The sequence below is a fragment of the Sporosarcina thermotolerans genome, assembly GCF_030067815.1.
In the GTDB taxonomy this organism is placed as follows: domain Bacteria; phylum Bacillota; class Bacilli; order Bacillales_A; family Planococcaceae; genus Sporosarcina; species Sporosarcina thermotolerans.
This window is the reverse complement of sequence record NZ_CP125968.1, coordinates 1,066,477-1,083,089: the sequence shown is the minus strand read 5'-3', so window position 1 is coordinate 1,083,089 and position 16,613 is coordinate 1,066,477. Positions and strand designations below refer to the sequence as shown.

Below are 16,613 nucleotides of genomic sequence, written 5' to 3'. Positions count from 1 at the left end.
TGACCCAAAAGGGGGACAAGTCATTCCTCATTCAGTGCCATACCTGCGACTTCAACCATTCCTTTATGATACTCTTTCGTTCCCCCATTTATAAAGGATTTCTTTAATTGTTAGAGAATAATGTAGTAATAGAACGAACTTGATACACAAGATTTTTTAAAAATGGGGGAACTGAATATGAAAGTGGGATTGGTTGGCGATAGTTTAACAGAAGGGCGTCCGGGGGTGTCTTTTTCAAAAATTCTTCAGAAGCAATACCCGCATTTAACCTTCGATAATCTTGGAAAACCAGGTGAAACTGTAAGGAGCTTGCATGACCGGTTAATCAAAACTCCGATTGATTCCGATTATGATCTGATTTTTCTTTGGATTGGAGTGAATGATGTATATTCCAAGCTGTTGAAAGTTCAAGCCCAACCGGTTTCAAGGGATCTTGAAGAGTTTAAAGATGTCTTTCAAAAAGTAGTGGAAGTCGTTCTCCATTCCTCAAAACAGGTAGTAACTGTTTCCCCGGCATTGGCAGGAGAGAATCTGAACAGCAAACCGACTAATGATCTTGAGGTCTTGACCGAGGCCATACAACTTATTTCAAGCAACTATCCACAAGTTGAATTTTTAGATCTGCAATCAGTGTTTAGGGAACATCTTAAGAAAGTTACGAGTTCGGACTACCTGAACACAAAAGTTATGAGGGTCATGATAGACGCCCTATTTTATAAGGATCCTATACGAATCGATCGACTTTCAAACAAAAGAGGGCTTCATTACACGTTGGACGGCATCCACTTAAACAGCAGGGGTGCTGCGTTAGTTGCAGAAGAATATGCAAGGTTGATAGGTGCTGGATTATGAAACAATTCAGGGTTCAATTAGAACCTGAAATTCCCATACCTAATTGGTAATCCCCTTTCCAACCAGTATCAATCAGCCCAATCCCCATAGGATAGATTATAACAATAGTCTTTATGAAAAGGGGCATGTAATGAATAACTCTCAATTTCGTTCTGCTATAGGGCAACCTTTTATTGTAGCATCAGCCAATGGGGATGTAACAGGTGATAAGATAGTTGATCAAATCTATTTGACTGGCACAAAAACGGCGGATAGTCCATTCATTCAAAATATAACTCTTCACATTAGGGACGGCCGAACTGGGGCTGTGACGGCATTCCGCTTCATAATAATGTAGGTTATAATCCGACCTTGTTCTTGGGCGATTTCACAGGTAACGGTGTGGATGAGATATTGATTGGTATTACTACAGGTGGCAGTGGTGGGATTATTAATTATTACATTGTTTCCTTTGTCGGGAATCAAGCAAAATTCCTTTTTGATTCTGATGTTTATAATAATCACTTCCAATATGACGTCACTTATCAGGATAATTATAAGGTTGAAGTTGTCAGCAGACCCAATAACGAGAGATATATTATTGATATTTCAACCAGGGATGCAAGTTATTTAAATGAAATCTATGATCGGAACGGCAAGCTAAAAAGCCCGATAACTGGTTTTGTGGACCCATTAAGCGGCTTATATCCGGTGGATTTTGATTCGAACGGGGTCTATGAGCTTTTAGCTTATCAAAAGATTTCCGGCAGATATCATGCGGATGGCTTAGGTTATATTATGAATACATTGGGATGGAAAAATAATGGGTTTCTATTGCAGGAACAGTATTTAGGCATATTCGGCGCACAGATGTAGTGTATATCAAACAATTAGCAAAACCCCTTCAACCATTTTACGGCTGAAGGGGTTATGTTAACGGCTCTAACGCTCTTTCATTCTACTTATCGATTATCAACGTTCTCCGGATACATATCATGCTGCATGAGTCGGTTCATCGCCATTTCTTCAAACATCGTACCTAACTTTCCGTAATTGCAATACGGATCGATGGAGATTCCGCCACGTGGTGTGAATTTGGCCCACACTTCAATATAGCGTGGATCCATCAGTTCAATCAGGTCATTCATAATAATGTTTACACAGTCTTCATGGTAAGCTCCGTGATTCCGGAAACTGAACATGTATAGTTTCAACGACTTGCTTTCCACCATACGGACATCCGGAATATACGAAATATAGATGGCCGCGAAGTCCGGTTGGCCAGTCATCGGGCAGAGACTCGTGAATTCTGGAATATTGAATTTCACAAAATAATTATTATCCTGATGTTGGTTTTCAAATGTCTCAAGTATACCCGGATTGTAGTCATAGTTGTATTCCGTGTTTTGATTTCCCAACAGTGTAAGGTCTTTCGTGTCACTTTGTTTCATTCTGAATTGCCCCTTCCTTATCGTGTTGCCCGCACTTGTTGCGGCGTTTTATGTGATAGTTCATCTGATATATTCGGTTCATAAATGCCTAATTTGATAACAAAATGCCTGATTCCACCAGCTACGATCAGCTGCATAAGCGTTTTCGCAACCCACTGTCCCGCAATCGCATAGGGAACAAGCTCCCAAGGTACATACTTCAAACCTAACGGGCCGATTCCTACAATCACGAATATGGCCGAATCAAGAAATCCTGCGATAATTCCGGAATACATGACTCGCTTAACGAAAGGCAGCTTGAAGCGTGTGTAAATTTCCGTATCGACCGTCTCGGATATGATAAAGCTGAGCGTCGATGCAAATACGACCCATAGTGCGTCACCTAACAAATGGCTTGTGATCGCAGATATTGCAAGTGCTGCGACAATCAATAGATACGTTTTCTTACGACCAAATCGATTTTGGACCATATCCCGCATGACTAACGTCAATCCAATGAACAACGTTCCATAAGGGATGATGAATAATCCTAATTCCATCGGCGCAAATTTAGCTGTAACGACGTTGGCAATTACGATGGAGAATAAGTAGATGAGAATCCTAAACATGTGCGCGACCCCCTGTCAGGTACGCATCATGGCCTTGCTTTCGTAGTTTACAAGAAGGACACTCGCCGCATCCATCAGCAATGATACCGTTATAACAGGTTGTCGTATTCTCTCTGATGTACGCCAACTTGCCCATTCTGTCCGCCATCTCCCAGACATCCGCTTTCGTTTTCCACATTAACGGCGTATGGATCTCGAAGCGTGCGTCCATCGCAAGATTCAGCGTGACATTCAATGATTTGATGAAATCATTGCGGCAATCAGGATAGCCACTAAAATCAGTTTCACTCACACCTGTAATGACATGCCTTGCTCTAACTCGCTTTGCGTAGATCGCTGCGAAGGATAGGAAGATATGATTCCTTCCCTCGACAAACGTATTCGGAACTTCACCCGTCTCGTCAATCTCCATATCACTGCGTGTCATGGCATTGTCCGTCAGCTGGTTCAGCAAATCCAGATCCAGTATCTTATGGGGAACCCCCAAATCCTCTGCAATCTTCTTCGCCGAGTCCAATTCCGACGCATTTCTTTGCCCATACAAAAAAGTGACGGCTTCAACGTGATCAAATGTCTCCAATGCCCACAGAAGACACGTCGTTGAATCTTGCCCGCCACTAAATACGACTACCGCTTTTTCCATTATGTAATTCCTCCCTAGTTTTTATTATAGAGGGGATGGTTTCGAACCCTCTTACTATGAGTATAGCTGAATTTGTTATTTGAAGATAGCGTTTCTTCATAGAATGTTTTACGCTAAACTTATCCTATAATAAAAGACCGGATGCTCGAACATCCGGCCGTTACAATTCACTTTGAGGAAGGTCCTATTTCTTTCAAAAGTGTCGAAATTGGATAAATGACCCCTGTTTGAGGCAAAAATGTCTGATTTGGCCCTTGCAACAATTCGGGTGTAAAACCGTGTAGCGGAATTGTTACTTTTGCTTGCATTGCATCTGCGAGCCATTTTATTTGCGCGGCTGATGCATGGCCGGATACCCCAAGAACAACGAACCCCATGCCGAGTTTGTCAACCCACTCCAACAATCCCTCATACATAGGATCAAAGCTTCCTAATGGCACACCATTCGAATGAACGTATGTAGCTCCTTTTACAGGCAGGTCCAGTAACGTCATCATCTGATGATAAGAAGATTGGAGCCATACTTGTGAAAAATCACTATTTAATTCTTCAACCGTTATCGGTTCAATCGCATGGATTTGATTGCTGACATTTGAATCATCCAGCAAATAGCGTACATGTGATGCTTCCATATTGTATGCCTGCACCAAATAAGCTGTTTCAGGCTCGAAGACAATGATTTTCCCTTTTTGTCTTGCCGCTTCTATTAATATCTCCAAACGTCTCACGTTTCGGTGATAAATATTGAAAACAATCGAGGTCGAATCAATCTTCAGTAACGCAGGGATTAACTCATCTGCTTCACTTTGAATGACTGGATTTTTATCGAGAAAATCTGCTTGTACATTCGTCGTTTCAATAATTAAGATGTCCGGAGATCCTGCTACATTTGGTAAGTTTGCAGTCTCAACATCGTCCCCATGTAAACGCACATCTCCCGTGTAGACTATCGTTGTATCCGGTGTTGTAATCCGAATCGCGGACGTCCCTGGCGCATCATGATTGACTGGGAAAAACTCTACTTGTATATGCGCAGACACTTGTATCGGCTGATGGAACGGAACGCTCTTCACTTGCCTATCGACATCTACAGATTCTTCCCCAATTGCATGCAAGTGTCCATACAATGCTTTGCTCTCTTCACTCATAATGATCGGTATATCTGGATGGACATACTGCAACAAACCGATATGATCTAAATGTAAATGAGAGATGGCAATTGTTGTATCTCCTGTTAATTCATCCGATCTAAATAGATTTGGAATCGAAGGGAGAACACCAAGCTGTTTCAAATCGGAAATCACGTGCTGAGGGCGCAATTGAACGCCCTTCAGCAAGTTATTTTGAAAAACAATTCCAAAATCTGCTATCAATCTTTCGTTCTTATACGTTATTTCAAAAATAGTTCCGCCAATTGTTTTTAAGCCAGCATAAAATTGAATGGTCGTTTGCCCATTTTTAAAATCGTTTTGTTCCATCATTTTGCTTGATCTAACGCTTCTTGCGCTTTCTTGCTCATTGCTTCTAACGTTTCGGCTGGCGTTGCACCTTCAAATAGCATCTTATCTAACTCTACAGAAATTGCATTTTTCATCGCGTACGATCCAGGTAAGCGAACATCGATGAATCCATCCGCGTATTGGGCATTCCCTGCTTGGTAAGCTTCGTATTCTTCAATGAATGACAGCCAGTCTTTCCCTTGTTGAGCAGATTCACGTACTGGTAGGTATCCTGTTGCTTTCGCCCAATCTACCGTATTTTCAGGAGTAATCAAGTATTTCATGAATTCAAATGCAGCTGCTTGTTCTGCTTCTGTGCTATTCGCAAACATCGTAATGTTCGTTCCTTGGAAAGGAGCTGCCGCTTCGACATCTTTCGGAAGTGGAGTTGTGGACCAGTTCATGTCTCCAGCATCTTTTGCAACGTATGCTAGACCTGCGCTTGAACCAATATACATAGCAACGTCACCTCTCGTGAATGGGCCTGATAAGTACCCATCCTCACCAGCCATACGTGCTGAACCGTCTTTCAGCATTGTATTGATAAATGTTAATGCACGTAGACCTGCGTCAGTGTTAAATAAAACTTTTCCTTCTTTTTCATCAACAAAGTCTCCACCTGCTTGTTCAAACCACATGCTAATTTCATGCGCCAATCCGTTTTCAAAACCCATACCTACAACTTTTTTGCCATCGATTTCTTTTGTTAAGGTTGTTGCGGCTGCTGCTAACTCATCCCATGTCGTTGGAGCAGTCAATCCGTTCGCTTCAAAATAATCTTTGTTGTAGAAAAGAACACGTGTCGATTTGTTAAATGGTAAACCTAACACTTTATCGCCAAATGTATTATCGTTTCGGAACACTTCGCTAATGTCTTCATAGCTTGCATCCGCTGGGAAACCATTTTCAGCATTAATCATTGGTGCCAAGTCTACTACTAAATTATTTGCATTATACTCTGTCATCCACTCTGCATAAGCTTGTGCAATTGTCGGAGATGTTTTTGCTTTTGCTGCTGCAAGTAACTTTTGAGACAAATCATTGTAGCTACCTTGGTTCACTAATTTCACAGTAATATTTTCATTTTCTTCACTGAATTTTACCGCTGCATCTTCCAACCATTTCTCATGGTCACCATTCATCGCATGCCAAAATTCAACTTCTACTGGTTTAGTTGTTTCTTTTTTTGCTGTTTCTGTTGTTTTTGAATCTCCTGTTGCTGCATTTGAAGCATTGCCCTCTTCTTTATCGTTGCCACAGGCAACTAGTAACACACTCACCATCATTAAAAATACGAATAACGATAACTTTTTCATGTGTAATTCTCCTTTTTTTATGTTTTATCAAAGTAGAGTGAAGACTGTTCAATACTTCAAAATCCCTACGCAACACCTCCTCAAATGTCCGCTTATCATCCTTTAATACCAGCTCCTGCAATGCCTTTGATAATATATTTTTGTAGGAAAATAAATAAAATAATCATTGGCAAAATAATCATTGTAGATGCTGCCATTAGTAGTTCATACACAGTTCCGGCTTCCGTTGAAAAGCTTGTTAACCCGACAGGTAACGTTCTCATTTCCTTTGAATTTGTTACAATTAAAGGCCATAAAAATGCGTTCCATGACCCAATCGCTTTCAATAAAATAATCGTAACGATCGCTGGTTTCGCAATCGGAAGCATTATGGACCATAAAAACCTGAAATTTGTGCATCCATCCACACGGGCTGCATAGTTTAACTCTTTCGGGATTTTCATGAAAAACTGTCGCAATAAAAAGATGGAAAATATGCTCGCAGTCCACGGGATGATCAGCGCCTCGTACCGATCAATCCAACCTAAATTCGAGAGTAAAACAAAATTTGGTACAAGTAACACTTCACCGGGAACCATCATCGTTCCAACTAATAGAGCAAAGAGAACATCCTTCCCCAAAAGTTCAATTTGCTAAATGCATAGGCGGCTAAAATGGTTGTAATAACCTCACCAAGCGTACTAAAGACCATGACAATGACCGAATTTAAAAAGTATGTTGCAAAAGGTGATTTCTTAAATGCTTCTACATAGTTATCGAAACGAAACGTTTCCGGAATCCATACAGGCGGCATCATCATGACTTCGTTCCCACTTTTAAGTGATGTAGAAATCATCCAAACGAAAGGTAATAGCATTAAAATGCTGCCGATCCCTAACAGACCGTATATAAATGTCTTCGAAAGAGGACTCGTTTTCATGTTCTTTCTCCCTTAATAAGTGATTTTTTTCTTACTGATATAAAACTGCAGTAATGTAAAAACGAAGATGATGGCGAATAGAACATACGCCGCCGCCGAAGCGACTCCAAAATTCCATTCTCCGTAAAATTTATCGAACACATAATACACAACGGTTAATGCACTATTCGATGGTCCCGCTTTTCCGTCAAACAACGCATAAATTTCGTCAAACACTTTAAATGAACCGATAATCGAAATAATGGAGACGAAAAAAGTCGTAGGTGCCAATTGAGGCAGTGTGACATGTAAAAACCGATTCCAAATATTGGCCCCATCAATTCTTGCCGCATTGTAATAGGTGTCGCCAATTGTTTGTAAACCTGCGAGAAAAATAATGATGTTATAACCGAGCCCTTTCCAAATCGATAGAATAATTAGGGAAGGCATCGCCCATTCCGTACTTGTTAGCCATTGAATTGGTTCGACTCCAAACCAACTAAGAAAATAGTTCATAATTCCGTAGTTTGAATGAAAGATCCATCGCCATACGATCGACACGGCTACGACACTTGTAACGAAAGGAATAAAATAAATCGTTCTGAAAAATTTATTGAGAAACGTGATCGAATTTAGCATTAAGGCAATCCATAAGGATAAAAGAATGGAAACAGGTACAACACCGAGTACAAAGATAAATGTATTTTGCAATGCTTTATGGAAAACGGCATCATTCCACAAATAGACGAAGTTATCAAAACCGTATCGATGAACAACATCATTGAAATAGTCGTACTCTGCATAAAAACTCATAAAGAATGACTTAATCATCGGATAAATGGTGAATACCCCGATTATGAGCAATGCTGGAAATAGGTAAAGAGCCGCTTTAGTTGTATCTTTGAGTTTCATCGTCCCATTACCCCTTTACGTAGATTCTTTCTCCCGATTTTTGGAAAATCCGAATGTCTGCTTGATTGGCTTGAACATGTATTACTTGTCCAACTTCTACATGCTCTTCTTTTTGAAGGAAGAGTCGTATTTTATCCTCATCGGTGCCGATAACAGCAAGCGTGTCTTTGCCGATTCGCTCTACATGCTGCACTTCTCTATGAAGTCCCGATTTTGAAAGGTATAGATTTTCAGGACGAACAGCAATTTGTACCGGTTGATCTGGTGCTTCAAAAGAAATGTCATAACCAAACGGAGTTTTTAGTACACCACTTACAATTTCCCCTTCAAAATAATTTATTGGCGGGGATCCAATGAAGCTTGCCACAAATTGATGATTCGGCTCATCATACAAATTCTGAGGAACATCAAATTGCATGAGCTCACCTTGGTTCATCAGGAGAACATGGTCTGATATACCAAGTGCTTCTTCTTGGTCATGTGTAACAAAAACAGTTGTAATTTTAAGAGCTTGTTGAATTCTTCTAATCTCCTCCCGCATCGTTAAACGCAAGCGGGCATCTAAATTCGACAGTGGTTCATCTAATAATAAAATTTCCGGTTCCCTCACTAAGGCACGTGCGATCGCTACACGTTGCTGTTGCCCACCCGATAACATACTTGGTTTTCGATCTAGTAAATGATCGATTTCAACAAGTTTAGCCATTTCGATTGCCTTTGCTTTAGCTTCTGTTTTTTTCACTTTATGCATCTTTAGAGGGAACATAATATTTTGTAAGACTGTCATATGGGGATAGAGAGCATAGTTTTGAAATACCATCCCAATGCCCCGTTTCTCCGGAGTTAGCTTTGTGACGTCCTTGCCGTTAAATAAAATCGCTCCGTCGGTTGGTTCATAAAGTCCTGCGAGCATATATAGCGTCGTACTCTTCCCACAGCCACTAGGTCCTAATATTGAGACGAGTTCCCCTTTCGGAATCGTGACATTCAGTTGATTTACTGCAGTTGTATTTGAAAATTTCATAGAAATATTCTGTAATGTAATGGTCATCGTAATGCTCCCTTACTAATTATTGTGCAGCAGTTCAGTATAGCAGTGAAATTGTTGGAGAAAGTTGAGTTACTGTAAATTTCCGATAAAGGTTTTGTAAAGAAGAAAGGAGAGTTGATAGGCTCAACTCTTCTTAGCTCTTCTTACCAGACAACTTTCCAATTGTGATTGACGGTTGCTTTAACTGTTTGTCGATTGAGAATGTAGCTCGTAATAATTTCAGTCATATCCAAAGGTATCTCTTTGACAATTGGCTTATCTTTGAACATCGCGTAATTCCCCCCGCCACCAGCACGGTAATTATTCATCACGACTTGATACTTACCGTCCAAATCAATGGGCTTCCCATGATACTGTAAAGTGGTTACTCGTTCTCCAATCGGGTTGCGAATATCCAAAACGTATTCAATCCCTTCCCACATGTCGTAATTATAGTGTTGAGGTTTCGGGTGGATAAACGCGGGGTTTACTTTAAGTTCCCCTGATTCATTCAACATAAAATACGATGCACTTTGTTTAAGTGCATCTTTAATATCTTGTCCACTAACAGAAAGCACTTTTAGCGTATTTGGAAACATATAATTCGATATAATGTCTCGCATTGTGACATTTGGTCTAAAACCTGGAGATAGATTGTTAAATAACGATGTAGAAGAAATGTCTACTCCAGCAGCTTCCATTTGCACTTTGTTAATAAATTCAATAGCAGGATGCTCACATGTTCTTACTGAAAAAGCATCCGTAATGACCATATCGCCTTCTATCTTCCCGATTGGCTGGTCGAGCCATTTTTGTGTTTGTGCTTCTACATTTGATGTTAGTTTCAAAATTTCCTGATTTGCTTCCACTTCTTCCATTTGTAATAATTCGGAAGCTTTATTTATTATTTCATTATTCTCATTTAAGGTCAGGGTCACTTTCCCCAACATTTGCCCGTTATTCGATGGTTGCACGATTGCTACACCATTCACATTTCCTGTCAACGCGCGATGTTGATGCCCTGTCAGCAAAACATCGATTCCCTCGACTTCATGACAGATCGCAAATCCTTGATTTTCTCCTGTTTGTGGTTCAGTTGGTTCTCCAGTTTCGAGATCACGTTCAAAACCTCCGTGGTAAGAAACGATCACTACGTTAGGACTTTCCTTTTCTCGAATATGAGCAACCCATTTTTTCGTTTCTTGAAGACTGTCTTTGAATTTAAGCCCTGCTATATTCTGTTCGCTTTCCCAGTTAGGAATGTAATGAGTAGTAACTCCTAAGATCGCTATCTTTACGGAATTTATCGTTTTTATCAAATAAGGTTTTCCAAAGTAAGGCTCACCTGTAGACTCAGAAATGATATTGGCAGACAGCCAAGGGAAATCTGATTCCTGTACCGCACGATCTACTACGTCCATACCATAATTAAATTCATGATTTCCAATGATTGCTGCATCGTACGATAAGTGATTCAATACACTGATCATCGGGTTCTTTTCATCTTTTAAAAATTGAACATAATAATATGTTAAAGGCGTACCTTGGATGAGATCTCCATTGTCAACTAAAAGTAGTTGTTCATCCAAAGCTCGTTCTTGCTTTATTATTGTCGCAAGTTTCCCAAGTCCGACGTCTGCTGCTTCGTTCGTTCCATAGTTCAGCGGATAAATACTTCCGTGAATATCGCTAGTTTGTAGAATTGTTATTTTTTTCATAAATTCAATCTCCCAGTTTATGTTAAAAATCAAGTTGAAAAGTTATACTGAAAAACCTATATCATCATAACAAATTAAAAAAACAAATCATCAAAACTTACAAAAAAAATACAAATAACTAACAATAAATTTACAAACAACTGCGCAATACACATTTATGACAATTAAAGAAAAGTTATAAAAATGCACAAAGAAGCCAACCAAATACTGATATATGGTTGGCTTCTTTCATTTCTATTATGCATTTGCAATGTATCATCTGAATAGGACGCTCCACAGGCACCTGAAAAAAACTAACTCCCTCCAAAACCTTTTCACGACTCTGAAGAAGTTCTAATGCTGAGCTACATTCTCAAATGCTCATTACTCAAATACTTGCCGCAGCTCAATTTGCCCATCGCCAAATCCTTGTGGATCCGGCATCCGCATGGCCCACTCGATCGCTTCTTCCCTCGACTTCACATCAATAAGAATGAACCCTGCAACCAAATCATCCGAAAATGGCCCATCCGTGACTACAGGCGTTCCCCCTTCTTTTGGATAGGAAAGGCGAATCCCATTCGAACTTGGATGAAGCCCTTTCGCCATAATTCGCACGCCTGCCTTCACTAATTCCTCATTGTACCTCGTCATGGCTTCTCTGAGCTCTGGGCTCGGAAGATTTCCGGCTTCCGAATTCTTCGAGGCTTTGACAATCATCATAAATAGCATTAAAAACTCCTCCTTTTTTTAAAAAGTAAAGCAGCCGTTAGTTGAAGAAGCTATAGATTTTAATAACAAACCAAATAATAATGAGACTCCATACTGATACTATTATTGAACCGACTATCCAATTCTTCGGTTTACCATTTTTCATCTTTTCCTCTGCCTTAACTTCACAATCAGTTAATACATTCCTCGGTATCATTTTCAACGCAAACCATATCCCTATAGGAAGGAGAATCACGTCATCTAAGTAGCCGAGAATAGGTATAAAATCTGGTATTAAGTCAATTGGACTGAACGCATAAGCAACCACACAAGCAGTATAAAATTTTGCATACCAAGGTGTTCTTGCATCTTTATAAGCATAGTAAAGTATAAATATCTGTCGTTTTAAACTTTTCGCCCAATCCTTCATTTTCTCAAACATGTAATCTCCTAATAATCAATAGACTTTATTTTCATTATAAAGCATCCATTGAGGATTTCTCCAAGTAGTCCTCCAATTTCACAAATTCCCTCTAATGTACTCTCTTCTTTACGCTATCTAATTCGTTACCGTATCTTGAATTCCTTTATTCTTTTAGGGTCCCTTTTAGGTGCCTATACGCCACGCAAATATGATAATTCAAGAAGATATATATATGCACAAAGAAGCCAACCAAATATTGATATGGTTGACTTCTTTCATTTGTATTATGCAATTGTAGTGTATTGTCTGAATAGCGTGCTGCATAGGCACCGAAATTAAGCTTTACGTACAACAATCTCTTCATCGACAACGTCGACATGGACCTTTGCAATATCGTCTTCTTCCAAAATGAGATCCGTTAATGGATCTTCGATTTTGTCTTGGATAACTCTGCGAAGTGGTCGTGCTCCAAAACGTTTGTCGTAGCCTAAGTTTACCAATTCCATTTTAGCTTCTGATGAAATTGAAATTGTGATGTCGTTTTCTTCAATCGCTTCTTCCAAATCAGCGAGCATCAAGTTTACAATTTCGAGCAAATTGTCTTCTGTCAGTTCATTGAACTGAACAATCGCATCGAAACGGTTAAGGAATTCAGGTTTGAAGTAGTTTCCAAGTGATTCAAGCATGGAGACGGATTCATGTGCGGTTTGATTGAACCCGACACTTACCTTTTTCTCCCCTGTTCCAGCGTTGCTTGTCATGATGATGACAGTGTCTTTGAAGCTCACTGTTCGTCCGTGCGAATCGGTTAATCGACCATCTTCCATAATTTGAAGGAACATATGTTGAACGTCAGGGTGCGCTTTTTCGATTTCGTCAAACAGTAGAATCGAATAAGGGTTGCGGCGGACTTGTTCCGTTAATTGGCCTGCTTCTTCATGTCCTACGTAACCAGGAGGTGAACCGATAATTTTAGAGACGGCATGTTTCTCCATGTATTCACTCATATCGAGGCGGATTAACGTGTCGCGGGAACCGAATAGTTCCTCCGCTAATATTTTAGTAATTTCTGTTTTACCGACACCTGTTGGACCGACGAATAGGAAAGATCCGATTGGACGATCTTTTGATTTTAATCCTGCGCGGCTACGACGGATTGATTTAGCAACTTTATCAGCCGCTTCTTCTTGCCCAATTACCTTTTTACGAAGATTTTCTGCAAGGTCTTTCATTTTTGCTTGTTCCGACGCTTGCAGTTTTGTCACCGGAATACCTGTTTTTTCTTCCACAATTCCCTCGATGTCTTCGACAGTCACTTCATATTGGGATTCATCGTTATCCTTAACATCCTCAAGTTGTTGACGTAATCGAATTTCTTCTTGACGTAAAGCTGCCGCCTTTTCATAGTCTTCTGTTTCTGCCGCTTGTTCTTTTTGTAGGATGATCTCTTCAAGGCGTTTTCCGATTTGCTCAGCATCTGCTGATGACTGTTTAAGATTCAAGCGGGCTCCCCACTTCATCCATCAAATCGATTGCCTTGTCCGGCAAGAATCGGTCTTGGATATAGCGTTGTGATAATGTGACGAACGCCCGAATCACTTCATCGGAATAACGTACTTCATGGAAAGCTTCATAACGATCTTTAATGCCGTGCAAGATTGTAATTGCGTCTTCCACAGAAGGTTCTTTTACGATAATCGGCTGGAAGCGGCGTTCGAGTGCGGCATCTTTTTCAATTTGACGATACTCTTTCAACGTCGTCGCACCAATCAGCTGCATGCCACCGCGTGCCAATGCAGGTTTCAAAATATTCCCGGCATCCATTTTGGAACCTTCTGCTGATCCCGCACCGACAAGTAGATGGATTTCATCGATGAATACAATGACATCTGTACGACTCTCGATCTCCTCGATTAATTGTTTCATCCGCTCTTCAAATTGACCGCGAATTCCAGTGTTTGTGACAAGAGATGCTACATCTAAGACGTAAATTTGTTTATTCAACAGTTTCGCAGGCACGTCTCCTTCATTGATTTTCACGGCGAGCCCTTCTGCAATAGCTGTTTTACCAACACCCGGTTCCCCGATGAGTACCGGATTGTTTTTGTTTCTTCTATTTAATGTCTCGATAACGCGTTTCACTTCCTGATCGCGCCCGATGACAGGGTCAATTTTCCCTTCCTTAGCGTCATTCGAAATATTTCTTCCAAGTTGGTCTAACAGGCCATTCCCTTGGTTTTCATCAATTTCTCTAACTTGCGTATGTGCTCCCTGCTTGCCGTTCGCTTGGAAAAATTGATTTGCATCATTTCCAAATGACGGCATATTCATTTGTCCTTGTATCTGTTGGAAACAGGTATGACACATATGCAACTGCATACGTTGATGATTCAGTTGTAGCCGAAGGCTCATTGTTGCTTCGTTTTTACCACAATGTTGACATTTCATAAGCCATTTCCTCCTTATATAGTTCGTTCATTTATATTGTTTGACATTGACTATCTTTGACTTATGTTTTTATTATACACTGACCTTCTTTGACTTTCAAGGTTTTTGATTGATTTATTGATAAAATAAAAAACGATGCTGCATTTTAATGTTAATAAAAGCAGCACCGTCTTTTGTTTTCTTTTAAAATTCCTCCGCTTGTTTCAGCATGAAGGCGCGCAATACTTCCGCCCCTTCCATCAGCTGTTCCATTGTCGTATACTCTGCTGGATTATGACTAAGTCCATCTTTGGACGGGACGAAAATCATGCCAGTCGGACAGAGCGCCGCCATATTCATGGAGTCATGTCCCGCTCCGCTTGACATTTCAAGATAGGACACTCCTCTTTCTTCGCAGATTGATTTCAATTCAGCCACGATTGTGCTATCCATCTGAACAGGTTCTTCTTTCGACATCTCATCCATCCAAATGTCTAAGCCTCGCGCTTTCGACACATCGTTAACTGCAGTTTTTAGTGCAGCCACTACTCTTTGTCTCGATTCACGGTTCGTCCCTCGAATATCGACGTAAAGATCTGCAGTACCTGGCACAACATTCATCGCCCCAGGTTTCACTGAGAAGACACCAACCGTACCGACTGTACCATACTCAAGCTCCGCAAGTGCCGCCTTTTCAATGGATAGTGCAATTGCCGCTCCGCCAAGCAGGGCATCGTGGCGGTAATCCATCGGCGTCGTACCGGAATGATCTGCTGTCCCATCGATATGAACATGAAAGCGGACTGGAGCTGCTATGGCAGAAACAACACCGATTGCCACCCCCTGTTTTTCAAGAACAGGTCCCTGTTCAACGTGCAACTCCACAAATGCCTTGATTTCATCCCAAAGCGTTTTGCCAAATGAACTTCTTCCAAATCAAGCCCATTTTCTTTGAATGCCTGAAACAATGTAACACCGTTTTTGTCGGTCAGTGACCTCGTGTAAGCGGGGTCGAGGCGACCTGTCATCGCTTTGCTGCCAAGAGTCGATGCACCGAAGCGGGCGGATTCTTCGCATGCGAAAATGATGACTTCAAGCGGATTCTCCGTTTTAACGTTCTCATCCGTGAGGGAGCGCATGACTTCAAGTGCAACAAGGACACCTGCTGTCCCATCAAATTCACCTGCGGCGTAGACGGAATCGATATGTGAACCTGTCGCGACAACAGGTAAGTGGGGGACCTTCCTTCCCTACGCGCAATGACGTTTCCCGCGTAGTCGATGCGAACTGTTAGTCCTGCGCGTTCAAACTGCTTAATTAAAAAGTTGCGGGCATTCCGTTCAGTTTCAGTGTAAGCCAGCCGGTTGATGCCTTCACCTTCGTCTGTAAATCTCGCAAGTTCTTCAAATGACTGACGCAATCGATCCAGCTTCATGGCAATTCCCCTTTTAGTTTTATCTTTATTTAAAGTATCGCAAGTTACATTGAGGAAATCAAACTGGTTACCTGCTCCTATGGGGAGTCAGGGTACTTCTATGGGAAGTAAACACTCTTCTACGGGAAGTCGGAGCACTTCTATGGGAAGTAAACGCACTTCTAAGGGAAGTCGGGGCGATTCTATGGGAAGTCGCAACACTTCTATGCGAAGTCACCACCCTTCTACGGGAAGTCTGCATCCTCACCCATACAAAAAACGCCCTATGAAGGTCATCCCCTCTTAAGGCGTTTTCATCCTCTTACCTACTTCACAACCGTCACAGGGCAATTCACATGTTTCATCACTTTATGACTGACACTTCCAAGCACCATTTCTTGAAAAGCATTCAACCCACGGCTGCCAAGGACGAGCTGATCCATCGCCTCGGAATTCACATAGTTTATGATTTCCTGGCTCGGATTTCCTTTCAGCACTATCATGTTTGCTTTCACTCCGGCATCACGCGCCATGTCCAAAACTGGTTCCATTTTCTGCTTACGTTTCACTAAAAGACTTTCCTCATTTTGCGATAAAAGCCGATCATCTTTCGCTTTATTGTAATCCGCGACAAAAATGACATCCAATGTCGCCTCCGGGTATAGCTTGGCAAGTGCAATGGCGTGCCTTGCAGCACGTAGAGCGTTTTCTGACCCATCAATGGCAACAGCAATTTTCATGTAGATTCCTCC

Annotated in this window: 18 protein-coding genes and 1 pseudogene; 3 read left to right on the top strand and 16 right to left on the bottom strand. The window is 41.1% G+C overall.

Annotated features, from left to right (window positions below; translation table 11 throughout):
* Positions 1 to 177 precede the first annotated feature (177 nt).
* The 3 genes from QNH10_RS06115 to QNH10_RS06110 all read left to right on the top strand — a co-directional run bounded on the left by QNH10_RS06115 (position 178) and on the right by QNH10_RS06110 (position 1,707).
* The gene (locus tag QNH10_RS06115) at positions 178 to 852 is read left to right on the top strand and encodes a GDSL-type esterase/lipase family protein (protein WP_283733904.1); all 675 of its coding nucleotides are present in this window, start codon (positions 178 to 180) and stop codon (positions 850 to 852) included.
* Between the two features lie 130 nt (positions 853 to 982).
* Positions 983 to 1,189 (top strand): hypothetical protein, encoded by a 207-nt coding sequence (locus QNH10_RS20515; RefSeq protein ID WP_347178007.1) that lies wholly within the window; start codon positions 983 to 985, stop codon positions 1,187 to 1,189.
* Positions 1,190 to 1,233: 44 nt separating this feature from the next.
* Entirely contained in the window at positions 1,234 to 1,707 is a 474-nt protein-coding gene (locus QNH10_RS06110; protein WP_347178006.1) for a YybI family spore inner coat protein, read from the top strand.
* 86 nt (positions 1,708 to 1,793) lie between these two features.
* On the opposite strand, the gene queF is transcribed toward QNH10_RS06110, so the two are convergent.
* The 16 genes and pseudogenes from queF to QNH10_RS06030 form a co-directional block, all read right to left on the bottom strand.
* Positions 1,794 to 2,282 (bottom strand): preQ(1) synthase, encoded by a 489-nt coding sequence (queF, locus tag QNH10_RS06105; protein ID WP_283733903.1) that lies wholly within the window; start codon positions 2,280 to 2,282, stop codon positions 1,794 to 1,796.
* A gap of 17 nt (positions 2,283 to 2,299) precedes the next feature.
* A complete protein-coding gene (locus QNH10_RS06100; protein WP_283733902.1) occupies positions 2,300 to 2,890 on the bottom strand; it encodes a VUT family protein in 591 nt (196 codons plus the stop codon).
* A complete protein-coding gene (gene queC / locus QNH10_RS06095; RefSeq protein ID WP_283733901.1) occupies positions 2,883 to 3,533 on the bottom strand; it encodes a 7-cyano-7-deazaguanine synthase QueC in 651 nt (216 codons plus the stop codon). Before queC ends, QNH10_RS06100 begins: the two co-directional genes overlap by 8 nt.
* 167 nt (positions 3,534 to 3,700) lie before the next feature.
* A complete protein-coding gene (locus QNH10_RS06090) occupies positions 3,701 to 5,014 on the bottom strand; it encodes an MBL fold metallo-hydrolase (RefSeq protein ID WP_283733900.1) in 1,314 nt (437 codons plus the stop codon).
* Positions 5,011 to 6,348, bottom strand: coding sequence for an ABC transporter substrate-binding protein (locus QNH10_RS06085; RefSeq protein WP_283733899.1), 1,338 nt, complete (start codon positions 6,346 to 6,348; stop codon positions 5,011 to 5,013). The genes QNH10_RS06090 and QNH10_RS06085 overlap by 4 nt, the downstream gene beginning before the upstream one ends.
* Before the next feature lie 95 nt (positions 6,349 to 6,443).
* On the bottom strand, positions 6,444 to 6,968 hold the full coding sequence (locus QNH10_RS06080) for a carbohydrate ABC transporter permease (RefSeq protein WP_283733898.1): 525 nt from the start codon (positions 6,966 to 6,968) through the stop codon (positions 6,444 to 6,446).
* Positions 6,938 to 7,267, bottom strand: a complete 330-nt coding sequence (locus QNH10_RS06075; RefSeq protein WP_283733897.1) for an ABC transporter permease family protein — start codon at positions 7,265 to 7,267, stop codon at positions 6,938 to 6,940. The genes QNH10_RS06080 and QNH10_RS06075 overlap by 31 nt, the downstream gene beginning before the upstream one ends.
* Before the next feature lie 12 nt (positions 7,268 to 7,279).
* Positions 7,280 to 8,158: a carbohydrate ABC transporter permease gene (locus QNH10_RS06070; RefSeq protein ID WP_283733896.1), complete on the bottom strand. Its 879-nt coding sequence runs from the start codon at positions 8,156 to 8,158 to the stop codon at positions 7,280 to 7,282.
* Between the two features lie 7 nt (positions 8,159 to 8,165).
* The gene (locus tag QNH10_RS06065) at positions 8,166 to 9,209 is read right to left on the bottom strand and encodes an ABC transporter ATP-binding protein (RefSeq protein ID WP_283733895.1); all 1,044 of its coding nucleotides are present in this window, start codon (positions 9,207 to 9,209) and stop codon (positions 8,166 to 8,168) included.
* 143 nt (positions 9,210 to 9,352) lie between these two features.
* On the bottom strand, positions 9,353 to 10,906 hold the full coding sequence (locus tag QNH10_RS06060; protein ID WP_283733894.1) for a bifunctional metallophosphatase/5'-nucleotidase: 1,554 nt from the start codon (positions 10,904 to 10,906) through the stop codon (positions 9,353 to 9,355).
* Between the two features lie 363 nt (positions 10,907 to 11,269).
* Positions 11,270 to 11,617: a YciI family protein gene (locus QNH10_RS06055; RefSeq protein ID WP_283733893.1), complete on the bottom strand. Its 348-nt coding sequence runs from the start codon at positions 11,615 to 11,617 to the stop codon at positions 11,270 to 11,272.
* A gap of 37 nt (positions 11,618 to 11,654) precedes the next feature.
* Positions 11,655 to 12,038: a YkvA family protein gene (locus QNH10_RS06050; protein ID WP_283733892.1), complete on the bottom strand. Its 384-nt coding sequence runs from the start codon at positions 12,036 to 12,038 to the stop codon at positions 11,655 to 11,657.
* 317 nt (positions 12,039 to 12,355) lie between these two features.
* A pseudogene (locus QNH10_RS06045) lies at positions 12,356 to 14,468 on the bottom strand (ATP-dependent Clp protease ATP-binding subunit).
* Between the two features lie 183 nt (positions 14,469 to 14,651).
* Entirely contained in the window at positions 14,652 to 15,332 is a 681-nt protein-coding gene (locus tag QNH10_RS06040) for a hydantoinase/carbamoylase family amidase (protein ID WP_283733891.1), read from the bottom strand.
* Positions 15,260 to 15,652 carry a M20/M25/M40 family metallo-hydrolase gene (locus tag QNH10_RS06035; RefSeq protein WP_283734576.1) on the bottom strand — a complete coding sequence of 131 codons (393 nt, stop codon included), beginning with the start codon at positions 15,650 to 15,652 and terminating at the stop codon, positions 15,260 to 15,262. The genes QNH10_RS06040 and QNH10_RS06035 overlap by 73 nt, the downstream gene beginning before the upstream one ends.
* A gap of 535 nt (positions 15,653 to 16,187) precedes the next feature.
* On the bottom strand, positions 16,188 to 16,601 hold the full coding sequence (locus tag QNH10_RS06030) for a universal stress protein (protein WP_283733890.1): 414 nt from the start codon (positions 16,599 to 16,601) through the stop codon (positions 16,188 to 16,190).
* Positions 16,602 to 16,613 lie beyond the last annotated feature (12 nt).

Bases quoted from the DNA above. Each gene is read 5' to 3' on its own strand.
- QNH10_RS06115 (WP_283733904.1), top strand. From the start codon at position 178: ATGAAAGTGGGATTGGTTGGCGATAGTTTAACAGAAGGGCGTCCGGGG.
- QNH10_RS20515 (WP_347178007.1), top strand. From the start codon at position 983: ATGAATAACTCTCAATTTCGTTCTGCTATAGGGCAACCTTTTATTGTA.
- queF (WP_283733903.1), bottom strand. From the start codon at position 2,282: ATGAAACAAAGTGACACGAAAGACCTTACACTGTTGGGAAATCAAAAC.
- QNH10_RS06100 (WP_283733902.1), bottom strand. From the start codon at position 2,890: ATGTTTAGGATTCTCATCTACTTATTCTCCATCGTAATTGCCAACGTC.
- queC (WP_283733901.1), bottom strand. From the start codon at position 3,533: ATGGAAAAAGCGGTAGTCGTATTTAGTGGCGGGCAAGATTCAACGACG.
- QNH10_RS06090 (WP_283733900.1), bottom strand. From the start codon at position 5,014: ATGATGGAACAAAACGATTTTAAAAATGGGCAAACGACCATTCAATTT.
- QNH10_RS06085 (WP_283733899.1), bottom strand. From the start codon at position 6,348: ATGAAAAAGTTATCGTTATTCGTATTTTTAATGATGGTGAGTGTGTTA.
- QNH10_RS06075 (WP_283733897.1), bottom strand. From the start codon at position 7,267: ATGAAAACGAGTCCTCTTTCGAAGACATTTATATACGGTCTGTTAGGG.
- QNH10_RS06070 (WP_283733896.1), bottom strand. From the start codon at position 8,158: ATGAAACTCAAAGATACAACTAAAGCGGCTCTTTACCTATTTCCAGCA.
- QNH10_RS06065 (WP_283733895.1), bottom strand. From the start codon at position 9,209: ATGACCATTACATTACAGAATATTTCTATGAAATTTTCAAATACAACT.
- QNH10_RS06060 (WP_283733894.1), bottom strand. From the start codon at position 10,906: ATGAAAAAAATAACAATTCTACAAACTAGCGATATTCACGGAAGTATT.
- QNH10_RS06055 (WP_283733893.1), bottom strand. From the start codon at position 11,617: ATGCTATTTATGATGATTGTCAAAGCCTCGAAGAATTCGGAAGCCGGA.
- QNH10_RS06050 (WP_283733892.1), bottom strand. From the start codon at position 12,038: ATGTTTGAGAAAATGAAGGATTGGGCGAAAAGTTTAAAACGACAGATA.
- QNH10_RS06030 (WP_283733890.1), bottom strand. From the start codon at position 16,601: ATGAAAATTGCTGTTGCCATTGATGGGTCAGAAAACGCTCTACGTGCT.